Here is a 17,924-nt window from a genome sequence, read left to right as displayed (position 1 = left end):
GACGGACCGACGACGGACGGCCTGCGGGTGGTGCTGGCCGAGGACGGCGTCCTGCTGCGCGAGGGCCTGATCGGCCTGCTGGAACGGTTCGGGCACCGGGTGGTGGCCGCCGTCGGGGACGCCGAGGCGCTGCGGACGGCGGTCGCGGAGCACCGGCCGGACCTCGTGGTCACGGACGTGCGGATGCCGCCGGGCCAGCGCGACGAGGGGCTGCGGGCGGCCCTCGCGCTGCGCGAGCGCCACCCCGGGCTGCCCGTCCTGGTGCTCAGCCAGTACGTCCAGCACTCGTACGCGGCCCGGCTGCTGGAGGCGGGGGACGGCTCCGGGGTCGGCTACCTCCTGAAGGACCGGATCGGGCAGATCGAGGAGTTCGTGGCGGCCCTGGGCACGGTGGCCGCCGGGGGCACGGTGGTGGATCCGGAGGTGGTGCGGCAGCTGCTGCGCCGCCGCCGCAGCCCGTTGGAGCGGCTCACCCCGCGCGAACGGGAGGTACTGGCACTGATGGCCCAGGGGCGGTCGAACGCGGCGATCTGCCGGGAGCTGGTGGTGTCGGAGGCGGCGGTGAGCAAGCACATCGGCAACATCCTGATGAAGCTGGACCTGCCGCCGGCCGAGGAGACCCACCGGCGGGTGCTGGCGGTGCTGGAGTTCCTCCGGATCTGAGGGCGACCGCCTCGCCGCCATTACCGCCGACCTGGCAGCCGACCGCGGCGCCGACCTCGCCTGAGGCGCCGACCTCGACTGACACCCGGTCGAGCCGGGGCGGTCCGATCCCCCGGACCGCCCCGGCTTCGCCGGCTACAGGGTGCGGCGCACCCCCGCCTGCCGCTCCAGCCGCTGGAGCTGGCCGCCCAGTCCCGCCCGCATGGCGTCCCGCACGGGCCCCGTGCGCCCGATCCACAGGACCTCCCGGCCCCGGAGCTCCTCCAGCATCAGGGCGTAGGCCGCGTACATCGCGACCGCGGCGAGGAGCATGCCGAGTGCGCCGGCGACGTGGCCCAGAGCGGCCACGCCCGAGACGCCGTGGAGGCCGGCGACGAAGTAGCGCGGCACGGCGATCATCAGGAGCACCCACAGCACCCGCTTCGGCCTGGCCACCGAGGCCATCAGGGCCGCGAAGACCGTGAACGCCAGGTTCATCACGCCGAGCACCTGCGCCCCGCCGTGCGCATCCGTGGCGGTGACCAGGCCGTTGGCCAGCCAGGCGCCCGCGAACCCGGCCATCAGGGTCGCCGCGATGACGTCGCGGGCGCCGAAGGCCAGGATGCTGACCAGCAGTTGGAGCACGAAGGCGGAGAAGACCGTGAGCGCCACGGCCTGCCGGTTCGCAGCGTCGATCAGGCCGAGCTGAAGGCTGCTGGTCACGGCGGAGGAGATGGCCACCGTGAAGAAGCCCAGCGGCATCGGCGAGGCGATCGGCCGCAGGGTGATCCGGGTCATGGCGTGCAGGTCCGGCTCGGCCCCGGACCCGGCCTCCGGTTCCGGGCTCGGGCTCGCCGGCGTCTCCGTCCCGGACACCGCCGGGCCCGGCCCGCGCACCCGCTCGTCCTCCCTCACCACTGCCACCATCGACTCGCTCCTCGTTCTCGGTACTCGGCGTCCTCGGGGCCGGCGCCGGCAGAGCGGCGGGCCCTCATCGCTTCGGAGGCTATGAGCGGGGCCGGGGGCGGGTTCGTCCCGACGCGTACGACTCCTGTCGTCCCCGTGCCCGCGGGAGGGACAGCGGACCGCGCTGGCCAAGCGCACGCAAGAGGAAGGCCCGGCGGAAGAAGACGGCGGGCCAAGGCCGCGAGCCCGGGCAGTGACCCGACAGGACCCTCCGGTGCCGCGTGCCACCGGCACCGGGCGCCTGCCCTCGGCCGCCGGGGTGTGACAGCGGGCCGGGAGTCGGCGCTGAACAGGGTACGACCACCTCACCGTCCGGTCCGCCGTGATCGACGGGCGCAGCCGTGGTAGCCCTGTGAACCGACAACCCCTGGAACGACATCGTGCCCGTCACGTCGTACGGCCCGTGGCCGACCGCCGAGGAACAACCTCAGCCTCCGCTGGTCCCGAGGTACTTCCACGGCCCATCGGTCGGCGGACCTCCCGCCGTCGCCCCGGCCGACCGCTTCGGCGCCCCGGCCGACCACTTCGCCCCCGTGGCCGCTCCCCTGGACCACCGGCCGTGGCCCGCCGAGGCGCAGGACCCGCCCACCGCCGAGCTGCCCGTCCTCGCCGACGCCGTGGACCAGCAGCCCGCGCCCGCGCCCGAGCCCTCGTCCGAGCCCGCGCCCGTCCCGCCGCCGGTGTTCGTCGACGCCTCCGGACGCCGTCAGCGCCGGATCCGCCGGCTCGGGATGGTGCTGGCCGTGCCGGCGGGCGGGTACCTCGTCCTGCTGGCCAGCACGCTGCTCGGTGGCCCCACCGTGAGCGCGCCGTTCCTCCCGATCCCCCAGCCTGCCGCGCCGAGCGCGCCGGCCCGGGCGGCCACCCCGTCCGACGCGCCCTCCGCCGCCCCGGAGGCCGCGGCCCCGCCCGGTGCGCCACCCACGGCCGCCCCCGCCCGCCAGACCGGCGCAGGCCCGGCCGGGGACCGTAACGCGCGGCCGACCGGCGCGCCGGCCGAACCGGCCGCCGGCCTGCCGGGTGCCCCCGCGGGTGCCGGCTCGCCCGCACCCGTCGCCACCGCCACGGCACCGCCGACCGCACCGCCCGGTGCCACGCCCATGCCCGGGCACGGCCGCCCCACCAGCCAGCCGGGGAACTCCGGCAACAAACCCGTCAAGCCCTGACCCGCCCCGCCCACGATTCATGACCCGCACACCGAAAGCAGCCCCATGAGCAGCGCCCGCCGACGACGAGCCCCAGCCCCCGACCGTCCCGGAAGAGGCCGGCGCGCCCTGGTGAGGCAGCGCCCGCTGCGCACCCACTGGGTGCTGTTCACCGCCCTGCTGCTCGCCCTCTCCGGCGCCCTGCTGCTCCAGGGGTACACCCAGCACAGCTTCGACGACCGCCCTGACGGGACGGCCACGCGCACGAGCGCGAACACCGTGCCGGCGCCCGTCCTCGACGGCGGTCCGGTGATCGACGCCGCCGGCCCGCAGCCGCGCAGCGCCGCCCCGAAGCCCGGCACCATCGCCCTCACCTTCGACGACGGCCCCGACCCGACCTGGACCCCGCAGGTGCTCGACGTGCTGCGCCGCGAGGGGGTGCACGCCACCTTCTTCGTGGTCGGCACCCAGGTCGCCGCCCACCCGGACCTGGTCCGCAGGATCGTCGCCGAGGGCCACCAGATCGGCGTGCACACCTTCACCCACACCGACCTCGGCGCCGCACCCGACTGGCGCCGCTCGCTGGAGCTGCGCGAGACCCAGCTCGTGCTGGCCGGTTCGGCCGGGGTGACCAGCTCCCTGCTGCGGCCGCCGTACTCCTCCAGCCCGGACGCCCTGGACGACCGCGCGTGGGACGCCGTGCGGGAGGCCGGGCGCGCCGGCTACCTGACCGTGCTCACCACCCAGGACAGCGAGGACTGGCGCCTGCCGGGGGCCGCGCGGATCGCGCGGACGCTCGACGACGCTCCGGCGGGCCCGGGGCGGATCGTGCTCATGCACGACGCGGGCGGCGACCGCTCCCAGACCGTGGCGGCGCTCACCACCGCGCTGCCCCGGCTGAAGGCCCGCGGCCTGCGCTTCGCCACCGTCAGCGAGGCGGTCGGCCTGTCCGACCCGGTCCACCCGGCCGGGACCGCCGACCGCCTCCAGGGGACGGCGTTCATCTGGATCCTCCGGGGCGGCGACTGGACGCTCACCGCCCTGGGCTGGCTGCTGTGGGCGGCGGGCGCGATCAGCGTGCTGCGCGCCGTGGCCGTCCTGGTGGCCGCGCGCCGGCACCGGCGGCTGCGCCGTCGCCGCTGGGGAGCGCCGGTCACCGAACCGGTCAGCGTGATCGTGCCCGCGTACAACGAGTCCGCCGGGATCGAGGCCGCCCTGCGGTCGCTGCTCGCCTCCGACCATCCGGTGGAGGTGATCGTGGTCGACGACGGCTCCACCGACGGCACCGCCGACCTGGTCGAGTCGCTCGACCTGCCGTACACCCGGGTGATCCGCCAGGAGAACGCGGGGAAGCCGGCCGCCCTCAACACCGGGATCGCGGCCGCCCGGGCGGAGCTGCTGGTGATGGTGGACGGTGACACCGTGTTCGAGCCGGATGCCGTCCGGCACCTCGTGCAGCCGTTCGCCGACCCGTCGGTCGGCGCGGTCTCCGGCAACGCCAAGGTGATCAACCGCGGTGGGCTGCTGGGCCGTTGGCAGCACATCGAGTACGTGGTCGGCTTCAACCTGGACCGCCGGCTCTTCGACCTCGCCGAGTGCATGCCCACCGTGCCGGGCGCGGTCGGCGCCTTCCGCCGCTCGGCGCTGCTGGCGGTCGGAGGGGTGGGCGAGGAGACGCTCGCCGAGGACACCGACCTCACCATGGCGTTCTGCCGGGCCGGCTGGCGGGTGGTCTACGAGGAGCGGGCCAAGGCCTGGACCGAGGCCCCGGCCTCGCTGAGCGCCCTGTGGCGGCAGCGCTACCGCTGGTGCTACGGCACCCTCCAGGCGATGTGGAAGCACCGCGGCGCGCTGGTCCAGGGCGGGCAGGCCGGCAAGCTGGGCCGTCGGGGGCTGCTCTACCTGCTGATGTTCCAGGTCCTGCTGCCGTTGCTCGCGCCGGTGGTCGACGTCTTCGCGCTGTACGGACTGGTCTTCCTCGACCCGGTGCGGATCGTCGGGCTGTGGGCGGCGTTCCTGCTGGTCCAGGTGCTGATGGGCGCCTACGCGTTCCGGCTCGACAAGGAACGGCTCGGGCCGCTGTGGAGCCTGCCGCTCCAGCAGTTCGTCTACCGGCAGTTGATGTACCTGGTGGTGATCCACTCGGTCTTCACCGCGCTCGCGGGGTCCCGCCTGCGCTGGCAGCGGATGCAGCGGTACGGAACGCTCCGGGTGCCCGCGGGGGGCTGAGCCTGGCGGGTCACCAGCCGGGCGGAGCACCTGTGTCGGGGCATCCGGACCGGAACTCCATCGGGGGAAAGGCCCGTTCGGGCACGGCCTTGCCCAGCGGTGGCCGAGGGTTGTCGAGATGGTGTGCAGGCCGCGTCCGAGGCCTTGTGCCGCTCCACGGGCCTGCCCATACTTCCCGTCAGCGCCTGTCAGGGGCAGATCATCCGCGGTGGTTCCCCATGGGCACCGGCGGGTGTCCGCGCACTCCCTGATCGCGCCTCACGGCCCCCACACCCTCAGGGGGCCTCTCACTCCCAGGAGGAGACCCAGTGAGGACCACGCGCACCACCCCCCACACCGGCACCCCGAGGACCACCCGGCTGCTCGCCGCCGTCGTCGGCCTGCTGTCCGCCACCGCGGTCGCCGCGCCGAGCGCCGTCGCCGCCCCGACAGCCCTTGCCCCGTCCACCGGCCAGGCCCGGCTGGCGGCGGTGAGCGACGCCGTGCAGCGGACCGACGTCAACGGCATCGCCTGGTACGTCGACCAGGCGGCCGACCGCGTCGTCGTCACGGCGGACGGCACCGTGTCGCCGGACGCGATCGCCAGGATCAGGCAGGCCGCCGGCCCCGACGCGGCCAAGCTGACGGTCCAGCGCACCCCCGGCACCCTCCGCCCGCTGCTCGCGGCCGGTAGCGCCATCTACGGCGGCCAGTACCGCTGTTCGCTCGGCTTCAACGTGGTGAGCGGCAGCACCTACTACTTCCTCACCGCGGGCCACTGCGGGAACGTCGCGAACACCTGGTACACCAACTCCGGTCACACCACGCTGATCGGCGCCACCGTCAACTCCAGCTTCCCGGGCAACGACTACGCGCTCGTCCGCTACGACAACAGCGCCGTGAGCCACAGCGGCGGCTTCTCCTCCGCCCCGGACGCCTACGTCGGCGAGTCGGTCAAGCGCAGCGGGTCGACCAGCGGCACCCACGGCGGCACCGTCACCGGGCTCAACGCCACCGTGCGCTACGCCGACGGCGGCACCGTCCGCGGCATGATCCAGACCAACGTCTGCGCCGAGCCCGGGGACTCCGGCGGCCCGCTGTACGACGGCACCAAGGCCCTCGGCATCACCTCCGGCGGCAGCGGCGACTGCACCACCGGCGGCACGACCTTCTTCCAACCGGCCAACGAGGCACTCGCCCAGTACGGCGTCAGCGTCTTCTGACCCGACCGCCACACCTCCGGCCCGCCCGGCCGGATCCCCGGCCGCGTGCGGCGCCCGGGGCCGGCCGGGCGGCGTCGGGCATCCGTCCGACGGCACCTTGGGGTGCCGAGCAGCGGGCCGCCGGAGGTTCCGGTGGCCCGGAAGGGAGCTCCCAGCAGTGCCGATCACCGACTTCCCCGCAGCCCTCGGACGGGCGGCCGGCGCCGCCCTCGCCGGAGTGCTCGCCGCCGGCGCACTCGTCACGGGAACGACGCCCGCCGCCGCGATCAACTCCTACAACGCCTCACCCGCGCCGGAGCGCACCGAGGTCGGCGCCCTGGTGGTGCAGTGGGACGACGACGGCGACCCCGCCACCCCGGACCGGGTCGACTGGATGTGCACCGGCACCATGGTGGACGCCGACACCTTCCTCACCGCCGCGCACTGCACCAGCGACTGGCCGGCCGGCGCCCGCTTCCACGTCTCGCTCGACCAGGACGTCCAGGCGGGCCTGGACGCCGCCCGGGCCGCCCACCCCGGCGACCCGTCGGCCGTCGCCGCGGCGGTGGCCGTCGAGGGGACCGCCCATCAGGACCCGGCCTACCCGGGGCCCTCCTCGGACCCGCACGACATCGCCGTCATCCAGCTGCCGGCGGCCGAGGTGGCCGCGCGCTGGACCTTCACCCCGGCCACGCTGCCCACCGAGGGCCGGCTCGGCGCGCTCGGGCCGCAGCGGCTCGACGCGACCCCGTTCACCGTCGCCGGCTACGGCACCCAGGAGGCGCGACGCGGCCCCGGCGGCCAGACGCACCCGGGCGGCGGCGTGCGGATGAAGGCGCCGGTGGGCTTCGACGCGCTCAACGCCCCGTGGGTGCGGCTGGCGATGACCGCGCCGCAGGGCAACGGCGGCGCCTGCTACGGGGACTCCGGCGGCCCGAACTTCGCCACGATCGACGGCCGGACCCTGCTGGTCGCGACGACCGTCACGGGCGACGGGCCGTGCTACGCGACCAACGTCGCGTACCGACTCGACACACCGGTCGCCCGGGGGTTCCTCGCCCCGTTCGTCGCGCTTCCCTGACGGAGGGCCGTCGATCGGGCCCGCGGGTCCGGTCGACGGCCCTCCGGGTACGGCTACGAGTCGGACCAGGCGCGGGTGGACAGCACCAGCAGGTAGCCGTCGGGGTCCTGGAACGTCACACCCCAGGTGTCCCAGTACGGATTGTGAGCCGGCACCCGCCTCCCGCCGTGCCGCTCCAGCCGTTCCACGAGGGAGTCGGGCACCGGCTCGCCGAGGTAGACGACCAGGAGGTCCTCGGGGGTCGACCGCGGCTCGACGGGAGCGGCGGGATCGTGCACGAGTTCCAGATGCCAGCCGGCACCGGGCCAGCCGACCATGAGGAGTGAGCTCCGTCCGGGGGTGCCGTCCGCCGCGTGCTGGTACAGGACGTCGAGGCCGAGGCCCGCGACCCAGAAGCGTTCCGCCGCTCGGAGATCGCGTGAGGGCCGGGCCATGCGGATGTGAGCGGTGGAGTCAGCCGGCATTTCGTGGCACCTCGTCATCGGGCGGGCCGGGCGTGGGCCGGCGGCCGCGTTCTCGGGCTTGGACGACAGCGAGCCTAGGGATCACGTGACCGCGTGCCATCGGGCGCTGGTCCTACGCCTGCGTGCCGAGTACCGAACGGCTCCGACCGGTACCTTCGACGTACGACCCCGGAGCAGGACGGCACGTCCGAGGCCTACGGGGCGGCCCTGCTCTCCTCCTGCGGGGAGATCCGACGGCCGGCGCGGGCCCGCGTCCGACCGCTCGACATCACGGCCGTGCTCGCCACCGACTACGACATCGCCGGCCACCAGCCGGTGCTCTTCAGTGCCCGCGCCCTGGCCGAGGTCGCCAACACGCTGGGCGGTTACCTCGAACAGCCCGACGACGGCCGCGCCCCGCGCCTCGGCCGCGCCGCCGCTCCTGACGGGCTGACCGCCGCCTCCCGGCCGCTACTTCAACAGGAAGTCGTACACCGCCTGCCGCCCCGCCGGGTTCTCCGCCCGGTTCTGCACCGAGTGCGCCGCCCCCGGCACGATCACGATCTGCGGGTCGTGCGCCATCTCGGCCAGCTCGTACAGCACCTCGTACGGCGTGGCCAGGTCCCGGTCACCGCCGAGCAGCAGCACCGGCACGTTCGGCAGCTTGCGGTGGTCCGACGGGGTCGGCGGCACCTGCTCGCGCGGCCAGTCCAGACAGACCAGGAGGCTGCCGATCCCGGTCGCGGTCGCGGGGTCGTACGGCCAGGTCTGCTCGGCGGTCAGCTGCTGCCGGGTGCGCTCCAGCGCCGCCGCGCGGCCGGCCACGGGGGTGTCGGTGGTGCCCCACGGGAAGTGCGAGTCGGCGCACAGGGTGGCGGAGTGCAGTCCCTGGCTGAGCTCCTCGGCCGGGGCGGCGTCGACCTCCCGGTGGACGAGCTCGAAGAAGTCCTGGAGCTTCGCGGGCTGCCCGTTGGCGGCCTCGTGCAGGATCTCCGGGACCCCGCCGAAGTCGGGGTCGATGAACTCGTAGCCGGTGAGCGCACTCAGGATCTGCGTCCCGTTGCCGTACCGCCGGACGGTGGCGGCGAGGTCGGCGGCCGGGTCGGTGGTGCAGCCGGTGGCCTGGCAGGCGGCCCGCAGGACCCGGGCGGTCGCGGGCATGGCGGCCAGGTCGAGCGGGTCGAAACCCCGGCGCGGCGCCACCGAGTCGAGCACCAGCCGGGCGACGTGCGACGGGTGGGCGAGGGCGTACCGCTGCGCGACGAAGGTGCCGTACGAGACGCCGTCCAGGGTGAGGCGCCGGGCGCCGAGGGCGCGGCGCAGCAGGTCGATGTCGGCGACGGTGTCCGCCGTGCTGTAGTGGCGGGCGTCCGGGCCGAGGGCGGCGGCGCAGTCGGCGACCGACTGCTTGCGCGGCACGGCGAGGTCGGAGGAGCCCATGTCCTCCTGGAGTCCCGGGCACTGGAGCGCGCCCCGGCCCGTGCCGCGCTGGTCGAACACCACCAGGCGGTAGTCCTTGAGGACGGGCTCCAGCTTGCTCGCCATCCGCTTGATCGTCGGGACGCCGGGCTGGCCGGGGCCGCCGGTGAGGAACAGCAGGTCGCCCTTGGGCGCCGTGGTGGTGCCGGTGAAGGCCACCTGGAGGTCGAGGGTGCCGGGCGCGGCGCCGCTGTGGTCGAACGGGACGGTGAGGGTCCCGCAGATGAACTCGGGTGCGTCCGGGCACGGCGCCTGCCCGGTGATCCCGCCGCCGGGGCGGGCCGGTCGGTCCTGCGCCGCGAGGGCGGGCGTGGTGGACAGGGTGGTGCCGGCGACCATGGCGACGGCGCCCAGCAGAGCGGCCACGCGACCGCGCGTACTCGTCATCTTCGTCCCTCCGTCCTGCCGTGTCCGGGTTGACGCGGCACCCAAACAGCCTGCACCCCAGGGCACTTCGGCGGCGAGCACCGAGGACGGGATTCGACCGGAAACGAACCGGCAGGACCCGGACGGCCCAGCGAGGGGGACGGAACCGTCCTCTCGGCGGTCAGGTCGGGGCGGCGGCCTCCGGCGGTCCGATCGGCGGGAGGGAAGCACTCCCGGTTGGCCGTGGTGCGGTAGATCCTCAGGGTCAGCGGGTGGCTGAGGGGTTCGCGTGTCGGATCTACGCCGACCGAGTCCGCCGGACCGGGGTGTCCACCTTCACGCCGAGCTGTTCGAGGGCGTTGAGTGCCTCGATGAGGCCCGTCCGGTCGTCCTGGCCGCGGCGCATGGTGGTCAGGACGGTTGCGGCGGAACCGGACTCCTCGACGCTCTGCCACAGTGCCGGGGCGAGCACCGGGTGGGCGCTGACCTCGACCAGTACGTCATGGCCCGTCAGCAGCTCGGCGGTGGAGTCGGCCAGCAGGACGGGCTTCCGCAGGTTCTGGGCGAAGTAGCCAGCGGTGGCCTGCTGCCAGTCAAGAGCTCGCCCCGTGACCGAGGAGATCATCGGGATACGGCCGGGCCTGGGGGTGAGCTCGCCTATGGCCCGTTCGAGGTCCGCCAGGATCGGATCGATCGCCGGGCTGTGGGCCGGCAGGTCGACTCGGACCATCGCGCACAGCACGTCCGCGGCCTGGAGCTGGGCGACGATGGCCTCCAACTCGGACCGGTCACCGGCCAGCACGGTGGTCCGGGGGCCGTTCCGCGCGGCGACGGACACGCTCCCCTCAAGCCCTCGCAGGTGCTGTGAGAGGTCGACGGCCGAGAGCTCCACCACGGCCATGCCGCTGTGCGGGCTCGCCACGCGGCGTTGCTGATCGCTGTAGTGGTGGACGAGCCGGACCGCGTCCGGCAGGTCGAGGATGCCTGCGATGACGCTGGCGGCGATCTCGCCGACGCTGTGACCCGTGACAGCGGCCGGCCGGACGCCCGCCTCCTCCAGCCAGCGGGCGATGCCCACCTGGACGGCGAAGACGATGGGCTGCATGACGCCGACGTCGTTCGTCCTGGCTTCGGGTTCGTCGAGGAAGAGCTCGTGGACGAGGGACCATCCGGTGTGCCGGGCCAGCTCGCCGTCGCACTCCTCCAGGGCCGAGCGGAAGGCGGGTTCGGTGCGGAACAGGGTCCGCCCCATGCCGACCCACTGCTGGCCGTAGGGGGAGCAGACGAAGGCGATCCGGGTGCCGTCCGCAGCGGAGGGCACCGGCCCGGCGGACGGGCTGCTGGTCAGCTCATGGACGGCTGCCCCGCCGAGTTCGCTCAGCCGCAGACCCGGAGCGGCGGCCACGGCGTCGAGCAGCTCGGTGAACTCCCGGGCCAGCCGCTCGGCCTCCACGGGGACGAACAGGTCGAGGGCGTAGGTGAGGCTGCCGTCGATGCTGTCCGGTCTCCGCTGTTCGGTGAAGCCCTCGAACAGCTCGAAGCGGAGGTCGAAGCGGGTGATCCCCTCCGTCACCGGCTCGGTCCGGACCTCCAGGCCGGGAAGGTGGAGCTCGGCGCTCGCGTTGTTCTGGAACGCGAGCATCACCTGGATGAGCGGGTGCCACGCGGGGGAGCGCGGCGGGTTGATGGTCTGGACCACATGGTCGAACGGCACCTCCTGGTGGGCGAAGGCCGCCAGGTCCGTGCTGCGCACCCGGAACAGCAGCTCCCGGAAGGTCGGGTCGCCGTCGGTCCTGGTACGCAGCACCAGCGTATTGACGAAGAATCCGATCAGGTCGTCGAGGCCCTCGTCGGTGCGCCCGGCGGTGGGGATGCCGATGGCGATGTCGGTGCCGGCTCCGCGTCTGGTGAGCAGGGTCGCAAGGGCGGCCTGCACGACCATGAAGACGCTGGTGCCGGTCTCCCGCGCCAGCTGGTGCAGTGCCCGGTGGGTCGCCCGGGTGACGTGGAAGGGGACTCGACCGCCCCGGTGTGAGGGGGTGTCCGGACGCGGGGCCGCCACATCGATCCGTAGGCGGTCGGGCATTCCCGCCAACTCGCTCTTCCAGAAGGAGAGCTGGCGGTTGACCAGGCTGTTCGGGTCCTCCGGGGCGCCCAGGAGATCGTCCTGCCAGAGCGTGTAGTCGACGTACTGGACCGGTAGTTCGGGCCGGGCCGGCTCCTGCCCGAGGCGGCGCGCGGCGTACGCGAGCGCCAGATCGCGGATCAGCGGGAGCAGCGACCATCCGTCGCAGGCAATGTGATGGACGGTCAGGAGCAGGACGTGTTCGTCCGCGGCGAGCCGGAACAGCCGGGCCCGTAGTGCCGTCTCGGCGGTGAGGTCGAAGGCGTGACCGGCCGCAGCGCTCAGCGCTTCGGACAGGCCTGCCTCGGTGACGCCGTCGACCGGCAGCTCGACCGGAGCCTCGTCCGGGTCCAGGACGACCTGCTGGGGGCGGCCGTCCCAGTCGGGGTAGGCGGTACGCAGACTCTCGTGCCAGGTGACCAGGTCGTCGAGGGCGAGTCGCAGGGCGGACAGGTCGAGGTCGCCGCGCAGCCGGTAGGCCATCGGCATGTTGTAGTGTCCGGCCGCGCCGTGCAGGCGGTTCAGGAACCAGAGGCGCCGCTGGGTCTGCGAGAGCGGGATCTCCGCCGGACGGTCCCGGCGGCGCAGTGGCGGGCGCCGGCTGCCGGAGCCCTGCTCCAGGTGCTCGGTGAGTCGGGCGACGGTCGGGGCCTCGAAGATCGTCCGGACCGGGACCTCCACGTCCAGGGCGGCCCGGATGCGGCCGGCGAGCCGGGTGGCCAGCAGGGAGTGGCCGCCCAACTCGAAGAAGGAGTCGTCGATGGTGACCCGGTCGAGCCCGAGCACCTGGGCGAACACCGCGCAGAGGATCTCCTCCCGGTGGCCTCGCGGGGCGCGGCCCTTCTTCTCACCCATGGTCAGCTCCCGCTGACGGCGGTGCGGACCTGGGCGGGCCACGCCGTGGTGTCGAGGCCGTACTGGCAGAGGAAGGCGTAGACGAGCCGCTCCAGGCCGAATCCGACGCAGCCGCTCCGGGTCGGGCCGTTCGCACCGTGGTCGATGCCGAAGGCCTTGCCGAAGAGGTCGTCGTGGAAGTTGAAGGAGCCGACGGCGATCGTCCTCCCGGGCGCGACCTGGAGCCGCAGCTCGTACTTGAGCTCCATCAGCCGCTGGGACCAGATCCGTTCGGAGGTGTCCGCGCCGCAGAAGAACGGATCGTTGCCCACCTCGCAGAAGCCGCTCAGGCCGAGCTCCTCGACGAAGGCGAAGACCTTCCGCATGAAGCGCTCACGGGAGTCCAGCACGTCTTCCCGGGAGCCCATGAAGACCATCTCCCGGATGGTGAAGTCCCAGAGCCGCTCCAGGCTGGTGGCGTACGCCGCCTCGAAGCGGAACGACTTGCCGCGCGAGGTGACCACGTGGAGCCGGCCCGCGTCCAGTGTGCGGTCGCTGTACTGGCTGAAGGTGTGGTAGCACATCGTGGGCGGCAGGCAGTAGTCGACGTTGCCGCAGGAGCCCAGCACCGCGGAGTCGATGCCGGTGACGGCCTGCCGCTCCTGGAAGGCGCGGTAGACGTCCAGGTCGTTGCGCAGCCTGGTGACGAACATCAGGTGCTGCGGGAAGGCCTTGAAGTAGCCCGCCGTCTCCAGCGCCTTCGTTCTGATCAGAGTCGGGTAACGGTACTCCCGGACTTCGTGGTCCTCGGCCAGCAGGTCGCAGACGGCCCGGTCGAAGTAGGTGAAGAGGGAGAGCAGCGGCTCGCCGACGGCGACCTGACCCTCACCGACCTCCGTCACCGCGCCGGTCTCGGAGAGGAGTTCGAAGACGTCCTGGTGCGGGATGCGCTGGTGCGGCGAGGTCCAGACGGCCTTGGCCGGCGTCACCCACTGCCTCCGGACGTCGTTGTCCACCATGGAGTTGACCTTCTCGGTCAGGGCGTCGTGCGGGAGCGGTTGCTCGGAGCGGAGGGTCACGGAGCGCACCTCGTCGCCCTCCACGGGTACCAGGAAGCCGGTGATCTCGGGCGACACGAAGAAGAGTCGGCGCTCGATCTCGGCGGCCAGCGCTGCGGGGATCGGGCTGTGAAGGTCGATCCGGGTGAGGACCTCGTCGGGGTGCGTCATCGTGGTTCTTTCCTCGCCGATGGGAGAACGGTCGAACGGGCCGGCGCGCGGCGGCGTGGCCGCCGCGCGTCCGCAGACACGCCCCTAGACCGCCGTAGCCGTCCGCGACGTGACCAGGCGGACGAGACCGTCGACCGTGCGGAAGTTGTCGAAGTCCATGTCCGCCGGGCCGAGGGTCAGGGCGAATTCCTTCTCCACGAAGAGCGCGAGCTGCATCGCGAAGAGAGAGTTGACGTAGCCGAGGGCGAAGAAGTCGTCGTTGTCGGCGAGCGGCTGGCCGGCCAGGTGCGGGGCGAGGAACTCGCGGACCCGGGCGCGCACGTCGTCGTTCGTCATATCAGGTTTCTCCTTGGGTAGTTCGATGATCAGTAGGTGTAGAAGCCCTGGCCGGTCTTGCGGCCCAGGAGTCGTGCGTCGACCATCTTCTGGAGCAGGGGGGCAGGGCGGTACTTGCTGTCCTTGTAGCTCTCGTACATGACCGTGATCGAGTTCAGGATCGTGTCGAGGCCGATCAGGTCGCCGGTCTCCAGGGGCCCCATCTTGTGGCCGAAGCAGCCGCGGAACATCTTGTCGACGTCCTCGGCCGAGGCGATCTGGTCCTGGACGCAGAAGATGGCCTCGTTGATGGTCACCATGAGGACCCGGTTGGTGATGAAGCCGGGGGCGTCCTGGACGACGATGCCCTCCTTGCCCATGTCCGACAGCAGCCCGAGCGCGGTGTTCAGCGTCTCCTCGCCGGTGAAGTGGCCGCGGACGACCTCGACGGTGTCCATCATCGGGACGGGGTTCATGAAGTGCAGCCCGAGGATCTCGGCCGGTCGCCCGGTGACCGAGCCCACCCGGGTGATCGGCACGGCCGAGGTGTTCACACCGAAGATCACTCCAGGGCGGCAGATGGTGTCGATCTGCTCGTACACCGTGCGCTTGACGTCCCAGTCCTCGACGACGTTCTCGACCACGAAGTCGGCGTCGGCCAGCGAGGTGAGCTCGGTGCCGGTGGTGATCCGGGCGAGGACGGTCTCGGCGTCCTCCTTCGGCGGCTTGCCGAGCAGCATCGGCTGGACCAGCAGGTCACGGCCGATCTGGGCCAGCGCGCTGTCGAGCTGAGCCGGTGAGATGTCCACGAGGATCACCTCGAACCCGGACTCCGCGAAGGACTGGGCGACGCCGCGGCCGATCGTGCCGGCGCCGATCACGCCTACGGTTCGGATGCTCACGGGGATACCACCTTTGCGGGGTAGAAGGGGGGTGGGGGTGTCTGGTCAGGCCCGGGCGTCCCTGGTGTCCAGGTGATCGGCGAGATCCGCGATCGTGACATAGCGGAACAGGTCGACCATGGAGACCCGGATGTCCATGACCTTCTGGATGCTCTGGGCGATCCGCAGTGCGGCCAGCGAGTCCACCCCGAGCGCGAACGAGGTGTCATGCACGTTGAGTTCGGTGAGATCGAGCTCGCGGGCCCAGATCCGGGCGAGCGCGCGCTCGGTGTCGCTGAACTCGCCGCTCTCCTTGCCGAAGAGCTTCGGCTCGCCGTCGGACGGCGTGCCGTCCGACGGCGCGGCGGATTCGCCGGCACTGCCGCGGGCCGCGGCGATGGCCTGCTGGATCGGGACGGCCAGCACCAGCGGCGCGCGACGCAGCAGCTCAGTGAGCTCGCCGGACCCGCCCAGCTTGCGGTAGTTGACCTCGCCGACGATCACCGGGGTGCAGGCCGAGGCGAGGATCTCCTCGAAGCTGCTGAGACCGTCCTCGACCGACACCGACCGGAAGAAGCCCTGGTCCTGCTGGACTCCGTGGTCGAAGGCCATGCCGGTTTCCAGCCAGTCGCTCCAGTCGACCGTCACCGTCCGCCGGCCGCGCGCGGAGCGCTGCTCGGCGAAGTGGTCCAGGTAGCTGTTGGCGGCAGTGTAGTCGCCTTGCCCGGCCGCGCCGAAGATCGTCACCGTGGAACCGAAGTTGACCATGCAGTCCGGCGGATCGTCCTGGGTGACGAGGTCCAGCACGGTGGCGCCGAGCACTTTGGGGTTCAGAGTACGACGGAAGGTCTCCGCGTCCTTGCGGAAGAGGAAGCCGTCCCCGGCGACACCGGCCGCGTGGACGACGCAGCCGATCGCGCCGAGATCGGCGCGGATCTTCGCGACGACTCCCTCCATGGCCGTCAGGTCGGTGACGTCACCGGAGTAACTGCGGACTTCGGCGCCGTTCCGCTCCAGTTCACGCAGTGCCTCGATCTGCCCGCGCAGCTTGGCGTCGGTGACCTCGTCCCACCGCTCGCGCGGCGGCAGTTCGGTGCGGTTGACCAGGGCTAGCCGGGCCCCCGGCCCCGAGCGGCTCAGATGGCGGGCGACCGCGAGTCCGAGTCCGCCCAGGCCGCCGGTGATGAGGTACACCCCGCCCGGGCGCACCGGCGCGGACCTCGGCTGCTCCCGCAGCTGCACCGGCGCGAGCTCCGCGACGTAGCGGAGCCCGTCGCGCAGCGCGACGGTGGCGGGTGTCCGGGCTCCGAGCAGTTCGGCACAGACGGCCTCGGCGCCGGTGTCGCCGGCGATGTCGAGGCAGAACACGTCGGTGTTCTCGTACTCCTGGCCGATCACCTTCGCCAGTCCGAAGAGCGTCGCGTGGACCGCGGCCGTCTCGGGCTCGGTGCCGGTCACCCGGGCCACCGAGGGGGCGACCACGCTGAGCCTGGCCGGGCCGACGCCGCGCTCGGAGAGGCTGTGGGCCAGGTGGAACAGGCTGTGGACGCCGTGGTCGAGCCTGGCCTCCAGAACCGCCAGGTCCTGCTGGACGCCGCCGTCGGCAGGGGCTGCGACGTGCACGACCTCGTCCGGGAGCTCCGCACCGAGTGCGTCCAGCAGCCGGCCGAAACCCTCCTGGGTGGGCGGCACTTCGTACCGGTCCGGAGCGGACTGCCGCCATCGGTCCGCGAGGGTCGCCTCGGTGACGCTGACGCCGTGCGCGCGCAGTGCGGCGCTCAGCTCGGCCCCGATGCCGCCCTGTTCGCCGATCACCAGGACCCGGGCGGGTGCGGCCTGGGGCTCCTCGGGTGCCGGTGCCGGGACCCAGCGGAGGGTGTGATGACGGGCGTGCGGGCGCAGCTGGGCGACCGTGCGCTTGGCGTCGGTGACGCGCTTGACGGTGAAGCCGCGGATCTCGGCGGCGGTGGCCCCCGACTCGTCGCAGATCACCACGTCGACCTTGCGGAACTCGGCGTTGTTCACATAGCCCGGATGCGGTCGGACGAAGCTCAGGCCCCGAGCGGGCAGCGGGCCGTGCAGGAGCAGCGAGTCGTAGCCGACCGGGAGGAAGAAGTCCCGGTCGCCGAGAGCGAGTCGACGCTCATCGGGGGTCTCCAGGACGGCGAATCCACTGAAGCCGGTGGCCTGGTCGAGCACGGTCGGGTGCAGGAGGTGGTCCTGGCACTCGGCCCGGTACCGCCCGGGCAGGTCGAGTACGCCGAGGGCGGCCCGGATGCCGACGTGCACGGTCGGGAGGCTGCTCCGCCAGCGGTCACCGAACTCCATCACCTTGTGCTCGGTCTGCCGCCGGGCGATGTCCACGCTCTCCAGCGAGCAGAGCTCACGCAGAGCTGCCGGATCCTGCTGCGGCGCGGGTGCGGCGTGCGGCCTGACGCTGACCGTGCCCTGGACGTGCACCGTCCAGCGGTCGCTCGCCGGGTCGTGGCTGGCGACGGTGAACTCGGCCTGAAGGTCGCCGAGTTCGCGGACGGTCGTGTGCGCGGTGCGCGGGGTTCCCTCCTGCACCAGCAGCGGCACGAGGAAGGTGACGTCGCGGAGCTCGGTGACCGGTCGGCCGAAGTGCAGCGAGGCGGCGGCGCGGGCCATCTCCAGGTAGGTGGTTCCGGGGACGATCGCCTCTCCGAGCAGCTTGTGTTCGGAGAGCACCCAGTGCCGTTCCAGCGAGAACTCGGTGAGGAAGACGGACTGGCCCATCGTCCGGAGCAGGACCTGGTCCAGCAGCGGGTGCGGGCCGGGGATGTTCCGGACCGCGGCCTGCGGGACCTGGGGCTCCAGCCAGTAGCGCTTGTGTTGGAAGGGGTAGGTGGGGAGGGGGATGCGGCGGCGCTGCTGCTGGGCGAAGTAGGTAGCCCAGTCGGGTGTGGTGCCGGTGAGCCAGAGGCTGCCGAGGGTGCGCTGGATGATCTCGGTGGCAGTACGGCGGTCGCGCTTGTGGGGGAGTGAGG

General features: G+C 72.8%; 13 protein-coding genes. 5 read left to right on the top strand and 8 right to left on the bottom strand.

Features of this window, described 5'->3' with window-relative positions; translation table 11 throughout:
- The first annotated feature begins 30 nt into the window (after window positions 1-30).
- Entirely contained in the window at window positions 31-663 is a 633-nt protein-coding gene (locus ACZ7RU_RS25025; protein WP_470343416.1) for a response regulator, read from the top strand.
- A 135-nt stretch (window positions 664-798) separates the two neighbouring features.
- Here the strand turns inward: ACZ7RU_RS25025 and ACZ7RU_RS25020 are convergent, their stop codons facing one another.
- Window positions 799-1,569, bottom strand: coding sequence for a GPR1/FUN34/YaaH family transporter (locus tag ACZ7RU_RS25020; protein WP_470343198.1), 771 nt, complete (start codon window positions 1,567-1,569; stop codon window positions 799-801).
- Window positions 1,570-1,988: 419 nt separating this feature from the next.
- Between ACZ7RU_RS25020 and ACZ7RU_RS25015 the strand changes: the two genes are divergently transcribed.
- The 4 genes from ACZ7RU_RS25015 (at window position 1,989) to ACZ7RU_RS25000 (ending at window position 7,244) form a co-directional block, all read left to right on the top strand.
- Window positions 1,989-2,774, top strand: a complete 786-nt coding sequence (locus ACZ7RU_RS25015; RefSeq protein WP_470343197.1) for a hypothetical protein — start codon at window positions 1,989-1,991, stop codon at window positions 2,772-2,774.
- A 45-nt stretch (window positions 2,775-2,819) separates the two neighbouring features.
- Window positions 2,820-4,982: a bifunctional polysaccharide deacetylase/glycosyltransferase family 2 protein gene (locus ACZ7RU_RS25010; protein WP_470343196.1), complete on the top strand. Its 2,163-nt coding sequence runs from the start codon at window positions 2,820-2,822 to the stop codon at window positions 4,980-4,982.
- Between the two features lie 308 nt (window positions 4,983-5,290).
- Window positions 5,291-6,184, top strand: coding sequence for a S1 family peptidase (locus tag ACZ7RU_RS25005; protein ID WP_470343195.1), 894 nt, complete (start codon window positions 5,291-5,293; stop codon window positions 6,182-6,184).
- Between the two features lie 157 nt (window positions 6,185-6,341).
- On the top strand, window positions 6,342-7,244 hold the full coding sequence (locus tag ACZ7RU_RS25000; RefSeq protein WP_470343194.1) for a trypsin-like serine protease: 903 nt from the start codon (window positions 6,342-6,344) through the stop codon (window positions 7,242-7,244).
- Window positions 7,245-7,297: 53 nt separating this feature from the next.
- Here ACZ7RU_RS25000 and ACZ7RU_RS24995 read toward each other — a convergent pair whose 3' ends face one another.
- The 7 genes from ACZ7RU_RS24995 to ACZ7RU_RS24965 all read right to left on the bottom strand — a co-directional run.
- Window positions 7,298-7,708, bottom strand: a complete 411-nt coding sequence (locus tag ACZ7RU_RS24995; protein WP_470343193.1) for a VOC family protein — start codon at window positions 7,706-7,708, stop codon at window positions 7,298-7,300.
- 450 nt (window positions 7,709-8,158) lie between these two features.
- A complete protein-coding gene (locus ACZ7RU_RS24990) occupies window positions 8,159-9,553 on the bottom strand; it encodes an alpha/beta fold hydrolase (protein WP_470343192.1) in 1,395 nt (464 codons plus the stop codon).
- Between the two features lie 277 nt (window positions 9,554-9,830).
- Entirely contained in the window at window positions 9,831-12,512 is a 2,682-nt protein-coding gene (locus tag ACZ7RU_RS24985; protein ID WP_470343191.1) for a condensation domain-containing protein, read from the bottom strand.
- A gap of 2 nt (window positions 12,513-12,514) precedes the next feature.
- Window positions 12,515-13,720 (bottom strand): class-II aminoacyl-tRNA synthetase family protein, encoded by a 1,206-nt coding sequence (locus ACZ7RU_RS24980; protein ID WP_470343190.1) that lies wholly within the window; start codon window positions 13,718-13,720, stop codon window positions 12,515-12,517.
- Window positions 13,721-13,804: 84 nt separating this feature from the next.
- A complete protein-coding gene (locus ACZ7RU_RS24975; RefSeq protein WP_470343189.1) occupies window positions 13,805-14,056 on the bottom strand; it encodes an acyl carrier protein in 252 nt (83 codons plus the stop codon).
- A gap of 29 nt (window positions 14,057-14,085) precedes the next feature.
- Window positions 14,086-14,937, bottom strand: coding sequence for a 3-hydroxyacyl-CoA dehydrogenase family protein (locus ACZ7RU_RS24970; protein WP_470343188.1), 852 nt, complete (start codon window positions 14,935-14,937; stop codon window positions 14,086-14,088).
- Window positions 14,938-14,982: 45 nt separating this feature from the next.
- Window positions 14,983-17,924: SDR family NAD(P)-dependent oxidoreductase (locus ACZ7RU_RS24965; RefSeq protein WP_470343187.1), on the bottom strand; the 2,942-nt coding region annotated here is incomplete at its 5' end.

The organism is Kitasatospora sp. NPDC114501 (genome assembly GCF_055633695.1).
This window is presented reverse-complemented; position numbering and strand designations above follow the sequence as displayed.

Coding starts and splice junctions, on each gene's coding strand:
- ACZ7RU_RS24975 (WP_470343189.1), bottom strand. CDS start 14,056: ATGACGAACGACGACGTGCGCGCCCGGGTCCGCGAGTTCCTCGCCCCG.
- ACZ7RU_RS25010 (WP_470343196.1), top strand. CDS start 2,820: ATGAGCAGCGCCCGCCGACGACGAGCCCCAGCCCCCGACCGTCCCGGA.
- ACZ7RU_RS24990 (WP_470343192.1), bottom strand. CDS start 9,553: ATGACGAGTACGCGCGGTCGCGTGGCCGCTCTGCTGGGCGCCGTCGCC.
- ACZ7RU_RS24980 (WP_470343190.1), bottom strand. CDS start 13,720: ATGACGCACCCCGACGAGGTCCTCACCCGGATCGACCTTCACAGCCCG.
- ACZ7RU_RS24985 (WP_470343191.1), bottom strand. CDS start 12,512: ATGGGTGAGAAGAAGGGCCGCGCCCCGCGAGGCCACCGGGAGGAGATC.
- ACZ7RU_RS24995 (WP_470343193.1), bottom strand. CDS start 7,708: ATGCCGGCTGACTCCACCGCTCACATCCGCATGGCCCGGCCCTCACGC.
- ACZ7RU_RS25020 (WP_470343198.1), bottom strand. CDS start 1,569: ATGGTGGCAGTGGTGAGGGAGGACGAGCGGGTGCGCGGGCCGGGCCCG.